Origin of the sequence: Pedobacter sp. PACM 27299 (assembly GCF_001412655.1) — a bacterium.
Classification (GTDB): Bacteria; Bacteroidota; Bacteroidia; order Sphingobacteriales; family Sphingobacteriaceae; genus Pedobacter.
In genome coordinates this window covers 2,714,540-2,727,054 of sequence record NZ_CP012996.1, presented here as the reverse complement: position 1 = coordinate 2,727,054, position 12,515 = coordinate 2,714,540, and the positions used below count along the sequence as shown (strand labels likewise).

Here is a 12,515-nt window from a genome sequence, read left to right as displayed (position 1 = left end):
ATAATGTTTTATCCGATTCTATCGGAAAATCTGATCCGAATATTTACCAAGGGTGTTCAAGCACCTTTGGTTTCTTGCCAGATTTTGTTTGGTCAGGTAATTTTATCTGCTTACGGTCACCCTCCTTCCTTCAACTTTAAAGTGTACATTTCCTGTTGATTGCATCAGCTTAAGTACTGATGATATATTTCTTGCGCGGGATATCTCTCCCTCAAATACCAAGGCATCGTCCGGTGCATCTTCATAGACGACTTCTATATCATACCAGCGACTGATTTTGGTCATAATGCTCCTTAGACTTTCATTAAACCTGAAATATCCATTCTTCCAGGCCACAGCATCAGCAACATCTACCTTAGACACACTCAGCTGACCTGAAACATATTCCGCCTGCTGTCCGGGAACCAGAACTTTAACATTGCTTTTATTTTCAACCTTTACAGATCCCTCCAGCAACGTCACTTTGCCTGACAGTTCATTTCCATAAGCCATGATATTGAAGTGAGTACCCAACACCTCTACAGTTTGCTCCCCGCTCTTTACCTTAAAAGGTTTGGACTTCTGGTGCATCACCTCAAAATAGCCTTCTCCTACCAGCTCCACTTTTCTTTCATGCGCACTGAATTGCACAGGAAAACGTAAGCTAGATTTTGAATTCAGCCATACTTTAGTGCCGTCAGGCAACCGTATCTGATACTGTCCGGCGGTCGGGACCAGGATGGTATTGAAAACTTCATCATTTGAAGCGTTCTTATTTCCATTGGTTCCAATGGTATAGATCAGCTCTCCATTCGCAGTTTTTTTTATACTTACGCCTGATTCGCTGGCGATTTCTCCATCCTGAGCTTCATTCAGACTTATTTTCCTACCATCTGCCAGAATTAGCGCTGCATCATTTCCACCAGGTTTGATGTCATTAGCATATTCCGAAATCGACTGGTTGTTATGGAAGGTCATCTCATAGAGATAAGATGCACTAAAGCAAAGAAGAATAGCAGCCGCAGCAGTCCACCAGATTTTCCGGATTTTCCCTTGTTTTACAACAGGTAATCCTTTTGCAGCGATCATTACATCCGCTCCCAATTCAGTTTCAGATAGATCATGGGCAGGCATATTCCCAAACATTATCCAGCTCTCTAATAAAGCTTGTTCTTCGGGTGTTGCCCTACCAGCTTTGTACCTTTTCAATATATCTTCCAGGTTTTTATTCTTCATTCAAAATGCAGTATTATTTCAGATTAAGGATAAGACGGCTAACTTGAACATCAGGGTTAAATAAATATTATTTATTTTAAAACCATCCGAATTCGATGCCTACAGAGGAGAGATCAGGATATACACAAATAAAATTCAAGCTATGCTCAAATAAAGAATAGATGGAGGAAAGACATCACAATAGAGACGATAGTGCCCAGTTTTAATTTTAATATTTTCAGCGCATGCTGTAAGTGACTTTTCACGGTTTGTTCAGAAAGTCCTAGTTCGGCGGCTATTTCCTTACGGTTATAACTCGACTTCCGACTGAATTCAAAAACCTGACGCATTTTTGGAGGTAACGCAGCAATCTCCTTTTCAATTAATGCCAGCAACTGGTTATGTCTCACCAAATGATCAGCAGAGTGATTTTCCGTGTTTGTGCAATAATTCTGAAAACTATTTACATACTTTGAAGATACTTTTTTGTGGGAGATTAGATCTAACATCCGGTTACGAATAGCAGTAAATAAATAGGTAGACATAGTTACGGTAACGCTCATCTCTGTTCTTTTTCGCCACAGGCAAAGAAATAGTTCATGTACCAGATCCCTTGCCTCTTCCCTATTGCCTAAACGCTTATACGCAAAAACACATAGTACAGCGCTATACCTATTATAGATCTCAGTGTAAGCAAGCGCATCACCTTCGGCAATTAAGATCGCCAATTCAGCATCAGTAAAAGCACTTAGGTTTTTTACACACCTTGAGTCCATAAATTGCTACTCCCCGTAATTGAATTATAAATGGTAGATTATAATTTCCTAATATTGGAGAAATAGATTTAATAACTGTCCTGCACCATCATGCCTACAATATATCTCAGTACATTCATTCTAGCTACACCTGCCATCGTATTTGATCTTTCCAGAAGTATCGATTTACACCAGGTTTCTACAAAGCAGACCCAGGAAAGAGTAATAGCAGGTAGGATATCTCCTTTAGGAATCTTAGGAAAAATTGCAGATCATCTGTTTTTAAAGAAATATATGGAAACGCTTTTGATGAACCGCAATCTCACTATAAAGCAGCATGCAGAAAGTACAGGTCAGAATATTTCTTAATCCCTAAACTTTTATCATGCTGGAACGTTAGTCTAATACCTGATGAATTTTCCTCAGATATAAAGAAAAGGCTAATGTGTTTTTCTGCTACAGCGAGTTTTACAGCAGGTGCTGGCCTGCTAGTGGTAGGCGGTATTGCCTTGATAAAAGCTAAAACAATCCCACAATATGTACTCGCTTGCATTCCGATCCTTTTTGCAGTGCAACAGGCTATGGAGGGATTCTTATGGCTGACACTTTCGCATGCGGCTTATGCACCCTGGACTGACCTTACCATGTACCTATTCCTGGGATTTGCCCAGACCGTCTGGCCCATATTGGTTCCCTTATCAATGCTGTTGTTTGAAAAAGATCCGGGTAGGAAGAAAATTTTGTTAGTCCTGTTAGCCACTGGGGTATTGGCAGCTTTATACCTTGGCTATTCGCTATTGAATTTTAAAGCTTCGGCTAGAATAGAGGAACACCACATCAGATACTCACTGGAATTTCCTTTCCAGAGCAAACTGCTCAGAGGCATTCCTTATATGTTGGCTACGGCAATTTCACCATTCTTCTCCAGTCATAAATTGCTCAGAATGTTGGGCTGGACACTTGTCATTTCCTATGTGGTCACGGCAATCTTTTATACCAACTACCTTACCTCTGTATGGTGCTTCTTCGGCTCGATATTGAGCATGCTGATTCTTTTCATCATCACAAGGCAGAATTCTGGAAATTTAAAACCTATACCCGTCGCTAAGTTGTTTACTAGGCCATAAGTATCAAAAAAGCCCCAGCTATATGCTGAGGCTTAAACAAATAACTGTAGAACTAATATTTCAGGCTCTACTGCAATGATTAAATTCCTTTGTCGCTATTAGGTTCAGCTGAAATACTATCTCTAGTGTTCTTCTGTACAGCAATAGAAGCGAAAATTGTCAGTAAGAATGCCATAGCATAAAATCCTTTTTCACTTAAAGCAAGTGTAGCATTCCATAAGCCTATTGCTAATAATGCGATAGAAAGAATTGTGCAGAACCATGCGATTCCATAATAAATATTAGTTACCGGGATGCCCTCTAATCGGTCACGAACGCATTTTTGTACAGAAATTGCGGCAAACACACCGAAAATAAGGATGGTAAAATAATACCCCTTTTCGTTCAATTGCATGGTCGCATTGAAAAGACCAATATTGTAAGCAGCAAATCCTGCCATTAAAGCGACCCAGGAGGCCCCAATAAATGCACTTGATGGTTTTTGATTCATTAATTTTTCAAATAGATAATGGTGGATGTTGATTGGTTAATTAGACAATTATAATTAATTATCTTTAAAACCAGTAAGATTCATTTTATTAAAAACTTCATCTGAGGCAAATCTTCCGATTTTTACACATATATAAAGTAGAAGTTCAGCAAAGGCACGGTACCCAGCCCAGCTCCTAAATTCTTTATGGATCTATTTAGGCTTCTTATCGTAATCCCTAAATAAGCGGCCATATCTTCTCTAGGTATTTCGATTTCTTGCTTGGACTGCAATTTCAGCAATTTTGCTAAAGTATATTCTGTGGTATACAATTGCTGATAGGATGCCCTACTGGAGGTATTCACAATACGCTCTGCAAAAACTTCGAGCAATAAATTGTTTAAAGCGATGTCCTTTTTAAGTAAAGCACGAAAGTAAGGGAGGGATATCGCATAAACAGTCACTGCTGTCATTGCTTCAATACTGCACAAACATGGAATTTTTGTCTTCCGTAAAGAAACATTTTGTAAATCCAAAAACTACTGAAACATTTAGATTGTAAGCTTTCAAATTTTTTAATGATAGGAAACGCTATAAGATCGGATATTCTGCCCGTATTGGAGATTGGTGGTTTCGCCGCTCATATTCCCTACCACGTGACCTGGACGCACGAACAGCAGGACCATAACTTGAAACACGATAATTTTATTGAGCTGAAAAGCATTGATGAAATCATTAAATTTTTAACACATTAAAGATCTGAATGCGCTATAAGTGTTTAAATTGATAGCAGTAGTTTCCAAGGCTAAAAAATTAGATCTTTTCAAAATACAGTCCTTTCAATTGATACTTGATTTTGCTTTTGGTCACTCGGCCGTCTGCATTGATCAGGGGAATCAGTATCGTCTTATCCTTCTGATCATACAGCATTTTCATATAATCCCTAGGTTCCACCCCGTCTTTTCTATCCCTGTTGGACGAGCTGGAAAGATCAATTTCGTAACCGATGACATTCTTGATCCCGGTCTTAGTTTTAATCAGTTTGGCATTTGGATTTAACTTTCCGCTTTCAACAGAGAAAATTTTTGCCTGGTAATAGTATAATGCGCTACTTCCAACACTGATGCTAGTGGTTAGATAATAACGTTTACCAGCAACTGTCAGGTCATTGATTTCCAAAAACCGGCATCCGTTATCTTCCTCGGGTGTATCACTCGTCATGGAATGCACTTTCCCAGCAACATTATACTGATAAACACTTCTAAAGTACTGCATAGTTCCACCTTCCATTGTATTCCAGGTATAGATTCTAAAAAGACCATCATTAGAAGTAAGTATATCCAATCCAACCTTTTCTTTGTCAAATTGATGACTTAACGTTTTAGGGTTATTAGCCGTAAATTTCAAAATCAACACTTCCAATTCCTTATTGTACTTAGCAAGCGAATCGTATGATTTTTCCTCCTGACTGTGACTCCATTTCTCCCTCTGCTGAGCTAAATGATGTAGTTTGTTCTCCAGAGATTTTATATCCTGAGCATAAACAGGCAATTTCAATAAGACGAAAAACAATAACAGTATACGGACCATCAAATGATAATTTTCCGCTAAAATAAGGATTTCAGAAAACAACTCCACATCAAAAATCACCATTATGTGATACGTTATTTTAATAAATACAATTTGTCAATAATACAATTGGTTGAAAAAGGTTGCTGTATAGCTCCTTCTTTTATACAAATCCTCCAATCAGCATCACCGTCAATTCGGCCATAGCGTCTTGGATGATACGTTTCCTCAACTTAGGGTTTAAATCCTTAAGCATGTTATCCAGCAAAACCTGTTTAGAGAGTTTCATGAATTTTAAATGTTGATTTTATGATTATTTATAATGCGAGACGATGGATCAAAAACATGACAACAAATTTTACTTTAAAAAAAAAGGCCTATAATCATACCAAAAACGTTTTTATTAAATAATAAAAAAACTATTTACAATAATTGATATAATTAAACTTAAATTGCACTACAATAAATATTAACAACTATATATTCAAGATTATGAAAAATGCTACGATTTTATGTGCAGCAGTACTTATGCTTGCAGGTTCATTAAGTGTTAGTGCAAATAATGAACTGAATCATAAGAAAAAGAATGAGCCACAAACCAAACTCATCAAGAACAAGAAAATGTTTGTTAATATGGCCGGCCCAAGCAGTATTAGTCTGTTGGGTACGGGTTATATTTATGAAGTTAAAATGATTCGTTTTGGAACAGACTTTAGATGGGAAATAAGGGGAGAAGGTGTTATTCAGGTAAGAAGTGCTGTCGAGCCGATCATAAACGGAAAAACTGCCATCTCTTTAGACGGTGAAGATTTTATAAAGCGTGGAACATTCACGCTATCCCTAGTTGGAGAGACTGAAGATGGAACTACTGTTATTGCCTCAAAAACCGTAACAGTTAACTAAAATATTGGAAAATGAATTAAACAGCTGAGCTTGATATTTGATCAGGTTCAGCTGTTTCAAAAATAAAGTATCTAGGAATATTGACGCCATATCCCAGCTTTTGTCATCAGTACCTTTCAAAAGCAGATCTTTTCCTTCATACAAACGATTTCTTAAAACTCTCCTTCCAGTTGATGCTAAGGTTTTGGTATCGCGCACAAAGAAATAAATGGTTGTAATTGGAACCATAACATGATCGATATGACTCCTCCTCCCATTTATTGCTGCTTTTAGAATTGTCATTCATCTAACATATAAACTCACATCACAATTAGCCGAAATACAGTTTGAAGCTCCGTAGGAAGCATTAAGTCCGTTAATGCTCATTTTTTTGTCAACTGCTGTTTTCATTGTAAAATCCTGTAACAATTAACCGTTTGTGACTCTAAGGTAATATTTGATAGATTGCAGAATAAAACTATATTTATCAAAAAAAACTATACAAGAATATCATTCCATGGGATTATTTAGCAAATTATTAGGTGAGTTTATAGATGTTATTGAGTGGGTAGACCATAGTCAGGACACCCTGGTTTGGAAATTCCCTCGTAATGACAACGCGATAAAAATGGGCGCTAAACTGACAGTACGTGAATCGCAGGTAGCAATTTTCATGAACGATGGTCGGATAGCGGATGTATTTCTTCCGGGTATGTACGAGCTTACTACGCAGAACATTCCTATTCTGACCACCTTGATGAGTTGGAAATATGGCTTCAACAGCCCATTTCAGGCAGACGTTTATTTTGTCAGCATGCGTACTTTTTTAAATCAAAAATGGGGCACTAAAAACCCGGTGATGATACGTGACGCAGAATTTGGTCCAGTTCGCCTGCGTGCTTTTGGTTCATTCAACTTTAAAGTACAGGATGCCAAAGTATTTCTTACTCAGATCTCTGCTACCAATCCCAACTTTAGCATTGACGACATTAACGAGCAGCTGCGCAATACCGTAGTTTCGCGTGCGATGGATACCATTGCAGAGTCCAAAATACCGGTACTTGACCTTGCTGCGAATTACAATGAAGTGGGCCTTCTGGTAACACAACATATACAGCCTGATTTTACCGAACTCGGACTTGAGCTCAGCAAATTATTTGTTGAAAACATATCCTTACCTCCTGAAGTAGAACAGGCACTAGACAAACGGAGTCAGATGGGCATCATCGGAAACCTGGGTGCTTATGCGCAGTTTCAGGCCGCAAATGCGATCGAAAAATCTGCGGAAAACACCATTGGTGGCAACCTTGGAGCAGCAGGTATGGGAATTGGCGTTGGCGCAGCGATGATGGGCCAGGTGGGCAATATCTTTCAGCAAAACCAGTTTGATCCCAATGCAAAAACTGCAGAGGCTCCCCCATCACTAAATGCGGTAGAATATCATTTCGCAAAAGATGGAAAACCTGATGGACCTCACAGCCTTGATTCTATTAAAACATTGATCGCCGCTAATGTGATCAATAAAGAAACTCAGGTTTGGAAAAAGGGAATGGCGGCATGGGCTCCTGCAGGGTCCTTGACCGAGTTATTTGACCATGAACCACCACCACTCATCTAATTTCATGAACAACACAGTACCACCCCTTGTCCTTAATTCTTCTCTAAAATGTAACGGTTGCGGTGCATTGCTACTTTTCGTACCCGGCAGCGGAAACCTCAAATGTGATCATTGCGGCGTCAGTAATCCAATAGCAACTGACCACAATGCCAGCACCATCAAATCGTTTGATTATGAGCTTTTTGTAGACCGCATCGATCAGAACAAAAAGACTGACGATCTTAAAATGGTGAAATGCAGCAGCTGTGGCTCAGAAACTGTGCTGAGCGCTTTTACCACCTCAGATCGGTGCTCGTTTTGCACAGCACCATTAGTGTTGAGTACGCAAAATGGGCAGCAATATGTGCCCCCGCATTATGTTTTGCCATTCGAGATCAGTAAAGATCAGGCCGTTTATTTCTTTCAAAACTGGCTCAATAAACTTTGGTGGGCACCAAGTGACCTGATCAAACAGGTCAAGTCCAGTACTTCATCCATTCAGGGAGTTTACCTACCCCACTGGTCTTTTGATACCACCACAACCAGCGCTTATACTGGAAATCGCGGCGATTATTATTACACCACGGAAAACTATACGGTAACGAAGGAGAATGGCAAAACGGAAAACAGGACAAGGCAAGTGCGCCATACCCGCTGGACTACAGTTACAGGCGAAGTCGAAAACATCTTTAATGACCTGATTGTACCTGCCAGTAAGTCTCTTCCTACTAAAACATTAAAGGAATTATCCCCCTGGAATTTTGACCTGCTGGTGAAGTTCGACGAACGCTATATGAGTGGCTTCCGTTCTGAAACTTATCAGGTTACCCCTGAACAGGGCTTTTCTTTAGCCTCAGACCAAACTAAAGATAGAATCAGGTTTACCATACAATCTAAGATTGGTGGAGATGAACAGCAGATTAGCGGTTTCTATACCGATTTCCATAAGAAAGCAATAAAGTATATCATGCTGCCGGTATGGCTGAGTGCTTATGTTTACAATAAGAAAATCTATCAGTTTACGGTCAACGCCAGCACCGGTGAAGTGATTGGTGAGCGTCCTTTAAGCTGGACCAAGATCATTCTATTTGTATTTATGGTATTGATTTTACTTTGTTTGGTAACTTTATTAGTTTAAATTCTACTGACATATAGCTGTCACCGGGCTAATTTATTTTTGTGCTAAAGTATTAAACAAAAGCATCATGAATTTAGCATCATTAAGAATCATCACGACAAACATCAAACAATTGGTACAGTTTTATGAAAAAATCACTGGTTTAACTGCGCATTGGTCAACAGCAGACTTCGCAGAGCTCCATCTCGGCAGCTTTAATTTAGCCATAGGAAGTACCCTGACCATGAGCTTGTTCGGAAAAGATTTCGCGGAGCCAGCAAGCAACAAAAGTGTCACTATAGAATTTCTTGTGAAGAATGTGGATGAAGATTACGATCGTATTAAAGACGCATTAGCTGAAATTGTTCAGGAGCCGACCACCATGCCTTGGGGAAATCGCTCCTTATTATTTCGTGATCCCGATGGTAATTTAATCAACTTCTTCAGCCCTGTCAGTCCGGAAGCGATCAAGAAATTCAGTTAACGAACCATTTTCTTCTCATGTTCATCCAATAAATCTACCTTTTAATACAGTCAGCTGTAAATTCCCAGACATGGACAGGAAAGGAATCAACAAAATCCTAATAGTACAAAAGAAGACTGTTAATCTCCTAATTAACAGTCTTCTTTTGTTTGATGCAATGCCACCCCTCCTACCAATCCCCTCTAAATCCTGGTATTCAACAGACCAACCACAGTATGGTTTCCTGTAAAAACAAAAATATTACCTAAATATTCAATTTAATAGCTTATTTTAGATATAGTTAATTTTAAATCACGAGTCACAGTAAAAAAAACAAACAATATCATAAAGATTAAATAAAGTTACCCTAGTTATTCCCCTGAACTGTAAATTACACTTTAGGATAGGAAATGAATATTTATTATTTAACCACTCTAAAACTCCGCTATGAAAAGAATCTATGCAGGTCACCCGGTTACCTTATCAATGCTTTTAATTTTCATAGCCATTATGGCCTCTTGTTCAAAAGCTAAAAATGAAGAGCAGGAGTTTATTCCGATTCCTGATGCTAAACAAATTTCGATTGCCTATGTAAAGGCTTTAAGCACGGCAGAATTAATAAAAATTAAGGACGAGGGTGTAATTAGAGGTGTTGTGATCTCGGATGCCAGTTCAAAAAATTTGGAGAACAATAGAACGCTGTTTCTACAGGAAGGTAATGGGAAGAGCGGGCTCATGATCGAGTTAAAAGCAGCTCATAATTTTATTTTAAATGACAGCCTGGAAATAAACATTTTCGATCAGACATTAACAAAATTGAATGGGACTGTAGTATTGCAGGATTTGGCTACTAATTTAGTAAAAAAGGTAGGTGTTGGTCACATTATCCCCCGGATAACTACTGTGAGAGAACTTCAGGCAAATAAAAAAGATTGGGAAGGTAGTTTAATACGCATTTCCCCATGCGAATTGAGCTCTGATAATGGGAACTATTCAGGGAAAATGAAAATAAGAGATGGAAAGGTGACCCTTGCTTCCTATATCCTGGCAGATGCGGTATTTAATAACCAGGAGCTGCCTCAGGAAATGATGAGCATTTTAGGGATTGTACGTTTAAATGGAAATGAAGTCCAGTTGGCCCCAGTTAATATGCGAGAAATCCTTCCATTAAAATATGTTGTAGATGAATTTACAAAATGGACAAACACAGGCATTAATTCTATTCCTTCAAGCACGGTGAACGTCATGCAGACCGAAGTTGCAGACTGGTATGGAGATCCGAAAGAAGGTGCAATCAAGCAGCTTGCAAATTCGGCAGATCTAGTTTTTACGAAGCCAGGAAAGATATATCCTTACTTGCCTAAAGATTCTATTGACGGTTTCCTCCGACTGCAGCGTTTTGATAAATTGAATTTAAAAGGGTTGAAAGTTATGGAAGTCACATTTGCCGCGAGTAAAAGTATGGGCATTACCATCTTTTCTGAAATGAGTGGCAATCAATCCATTAATTTAACACTTTTACCATTTAACACCGGCATCGACGAAGTGAATATAGGAATCAGCATAAAAATAGGCAATAGTGAGTCTTATCGCTTGACATCATTGTTAGCTCCTATTAAAGAAACCGGTAAATTTTATACGGCTAAATTTATAATCCCTTCCAGCCTGGAGGATTTAATCGCGATGGGTATTAGTGCAGGAAAAGGTCAGGAATGGCTGGAAAATCCAAAGCTAGACCTCATTAATCTGTCCTCAAGAAAAACACCCGGTATCAGCACTTATTATCGAGACCGTTATATCCCGATGATAATAGACAAGGTAAAAATGGGCTTCTAATTTTTCCCGTTTTCTGAAAAAACAAAAAAAATAACCCTGCTCCTGGTTTTCAAATCCGATGGGCAGGGTTATTTTTTTTATCCTAACCATTTTCACTGTTGCTTAAATTTTCTTATCGTCCGGTAAGTAGAAAGATATTTTATGACCACAACAGTCAGCGAACCTCGCAACATACTGCCCTACAGCGCTTTAGTTAACTTTCCTGATACTGTCTTTTTTTGACTCAATCAAAACAGCAGGATATAAAAAACGGGGCTTGCAGTAACTTAAAAAAGTTGACATATAATTTAAAAATTATTGTAAAATGGCATCAAAATTGAGCTCAAAAGAATACACACAAATATAAATCAAATGAAAAAAACAATGCTATTCATGGCAACTTTTGCCATCCTTGCTTCCTGCAAGAAAAATTCGGGAGAAAGCACGACACTTGAAGAAAAATTATCACCAGATATTGAACTGGTAGTTAAAGGAGCAACACAAGAAAGTAAGCCCTTGTATCCTTGGTCCAAGACTTATGATTTTTTAGGCTTTGGATATGATGTTACAGACAAGTTCAACGATGAAGCTTCGGTAAGGGCTAATGTAGTAGATGTTCCTGCTTTTGCTGCCAGTGAACCCCAAAGGGTGATTGTATCGAGAGGTACTGAAGGTTCCTGGAAAAATATTCAAGCCAATGATGCGGTAGGGCTTTCAGAAAAACTTTCCAATTCATTTACAGAAACAAAAGGATTGAAACTATTCGGAAATACTGTGGAAAACATTTTCCAAGGAACAGTCGCCACTGATAAAAAATATCTTTACGGATATTATTCTAATTACATGATCTGGAAAAGGTACAGTTTTTATGGACAAACCATAAATAACTTTTTAACAGCTGGTTTTAAGAGTGACATCACTACATTAAATGCAGAAGAACTCGTTCATAAATATGGAACGCACGTACTCACCCAGATAGAAATGGGTTCAAAATTTGACGTCATTTATCAGGCAGAAGCTACTGCGCAAAATAGAGGAGCCATTATTATGGAAGGCTTACGCTACGCGCTAAAACATACTTTTGGCTTGGCGAGCGGTTATTTGGATGAAGTAAACTTAAGAGACTTAAATGCAAACTCATCAGCTAAAATCCATTATAGTTCTATTGGCGGCGATATGAGTAAACTAAAACCTGAAATCGTAAATAATAAAATGACAGTAAATATTAACGATTGGCGTGCTTCTACGACCGAAGATAATGCAAGATTCATTGGTGTTTATAACAATGGCTTGATGCCTCTTGATAGTTTTATTGACGATGCCGCAAAAAAAGCGCAGGTAAAATCTTATCTCCAACAATATTTCGCTGCTAAAGCAGTGAAGCTGACAAATTAAATCTATTTGCAATTACATAATGCTTGAGAAGAGCCATCAAAATCAGATTTTGATGGCTCTTTTTTGTAAATAGAGATCTGATTCCTGTATCCCCTACTAAATAGAATAATTCTAAATAAATTTTGTTTGTAA

General features: G+C 38.4%; 16 protein-coding genes. 9 read left to right on the top strand and 7 right to left on the bottom strand.

Annotated features, from left to right (window positions below):
* Positions 1-102: 102 nt before the first annotated feature.
* Together AQ505_RS11485 and AQ505_RS11480 are read right to left on the bottom strand one after the other, a co-directional pair.
* Complete coding sequence (locus AQ505_RS11485; protein ID WP_062548311.1) at positions 103-1,215, bottom strand: FecR family protein; 1,113 nt, start codon at positions 1,213-1,215, stop codon at positions 103-105.
* Positions 1,216-1,361: 146 nt separating this feature from the next.
* Complete coding sequence (locus AQ505_RS11480) at positions 1,362-1,970, bottom strand: RNA polymerase sigma factor (protein WP_062548310.1); 609 nt, start codon at positions 1,968-1,970, stop codon at positions 1,362-1,364.
* 90 nt (positions 1,971-2,060) lie between these two features.
* Between AQ505_RS11480 and AQ505_RS26030 the strand changes: the two genes are divergently transcribed.
* Positions 2,061-2,318, top strand: a complete 258-nt coding sequence (locus tag AQ505_RS26030; protein WP_082461500.1) for a hypothetical protein — start codon at positions 2,061-2,063, stop codon at positions 2,316-2,318.
* 74 nt (positions 2,319-2,392) lie between these two features.
* Complete coding sequence (locus AQ505_RS11470) at positions 2,393-3,076, top strand: DUF6629 family protein (RefSeq protein WP_062548309.1); 684 nt, start codon at positions 2,393-2,395, stop codon at positions 3,074-3,076.
* Between the two features lie 79 nt (positions 3,077-3,155).
* Here the strand turns inward: AQ505_RS11470 and yiaA are convergent, their stop codons facing one another.
* Together yiaA and AQ505_RS11460 are read right to left on the bottom strand one after the other, a co-directional pair.
* Positions 3,156-3,566 (bottom strand): inner membrane protein YiaA, encoded by a 411-nt coding sequence (gene yiaA / locus AQ505_RS11465; RefSeq protein WP_062548308.1) that lies wholly within the window; start codon positions 3,564-3,566, stop codon positions 3,156-3,158.
* Between the two features lie 122 nt (positions 3,567-3,688).
* A complete protein-coding gene (locus tag AQ505_RS11460) occupies positions 3,689-4,036 on the bottom strand; it encodes a Crp/Fnr family transcriptional regulator (RefSeq protein WP_197286360.1) in 348 nt (115 codons plus the stop codon).
* An 87-nt stretch (positions 4,037-4,123) separates the two neighbouring features.
* On the opposite strand from AQ505_RS11460, the gene AQ505_RS26350 reads away from it, so the two are divergent.
* Positions 4,124-4,300: a hypothetical protein gene (locus AQ505_RS26350; protein ID WP_197286359.1), complete on the top strand. Its 177-nt coding sequence runs from the start codon at positions 4,124-4,126 to the stop codon at positions 4,298-4,300.
* A gap of 58 nt (positions 4,301-4,358) precedes the next feature.
* On the opposite strand, the gene AQ505_RS11455 is transcribed toward AQ505_RS26350, so the two are convergent.
* Together AQ505_RS11455 and AQ505_RS27140 are read right to left on the bottom strand one after the other, a co-directional pair.
* On the bottom strand, positions 4,359-5,135 hold the full coding sequence (locus AQ505_RS11455; protein WP_157262313.1) for a hypothetical protein: 777 nt from the start codon (positions 5,133-5,135) through the stop codon (positions 4,359-4,361).
* 142 nt (positions 5,136-5,277) lie between these two features.
* The gene (locus AQ505_RS27140; RefSeq protein WP_257720572.1) at positions 5,278-5,403 is read right to left on the bottom strand and encodes a hypothetical protein; all 126 of its coding nucleotides are present in this window, start codon (positions 5,401-5,403) and stop codon (positions 5,278-5,280) included.
* 203 nt (positions 5,404-5,606) lie between these two features.
* On the opposite strand from AQ505_RS27140, the gene AQ505_RS11450 reads away from it, so the two are divergent.
* A complete protein-coding gene (locus tag AQ505_RS11450; protein WP_062548305.1) occupies positions 5,607-6,017 on the top strand; it encodes a hypothetical protein in 411 nt (136 codons plus the stop codon).
* Here the strand turns inward: AQ505_RS11450 and AQ505_RS11445 are convergent.
* The gene (locus tag AQ505_RS11445) at positions 5,994-6,299 is read right to left on the bottom strand and encodes a hypothetical protein (protein ID WP_062548304.1); all 306 of its coding nucleotides are present in this window, start codon (positions 6,297-6,299) and stop codon (positions 5,994-5,996) included. The two genes, AQ505_RS11450 and AQ505_RS11445, sit on opposite strands and share 24 nt — an antisense overlap.
* A 214-nt stretch (positions 6,300-6,513) precedes the next feature.
* Between AQ505_RS11445 and AQ505_RS11440 the strand changes: the two genes are divergently transcribed.
* From AQ505_RS11440 to AQ505_RS11420, 5 genes are all read left to right on the top strand, one after another.
* Positions 6,514-7,614: an SPFH domain-containing protein gene (locus AQ505_RS11440; protein ID WP_062548303.1), complete on the top strand. Its 1,101-nt coding sequence runs from the start codon at positions 6,514-6,516 to the stop codon at positions 7,612-7,614.
* Positions 7,615-7,618: 4 nt separating this feature from the next.
* Positions 7,619-8,731 (top strand): hypothetical protein, encoded by a 1,113-nt coding sequence (locus AQ505_RS11435; protein ID WP_062548302.1) that lies wholly within the window; start codon positions 7,619-7,621, stop codon positions 8,729-8,731.
* Positions 8,732-8,798: 67 nt separating this feature from the next.
* The gene (locus tag AQ505_RS11430) at positions 8,799-9,194 is read left to right on the top strand and encodes a VOC family protein (RefSeq protein WP_062548301.1); all 396 of its coding nucleotides are present in this window, start codon (positions 8,799-8,801) and stop codon (positions 9,192-9,194) included.
* A gap of 426 nt (positions 9,195-9,620) precedes the next feature.
* Positions 9,621-11,009 carry a DUF5689 domain-containing protein gene (locus AQ505_RS11425; protein ID WP_062548300.1) on the top strand — a complete coding sequence of 463 codons (1,389 nt, stop codon included), beginning with the start codon at positions 9,621-9,623 and terminating at the stop codon, positions 11,007-11,009.
* Positions 11,010-11,360: 351 nt separating this feature from the next.
* Positions 11,361-12,383 carry an MAC/perforin domain-containing protein gene (locus AQ505_RS11420; protein ID WP_062548299.1) on the top strand — a complete coding sequence of 341 codons (1,023 nt, stop codon included), beginning with the start codon at positions 11,361-11,363 and terminating at the stop codon, positions 12,381-12,383.
* The last annotated feature ends 132 nt before the right edge of the window (positions 12,384-12,515 follow it).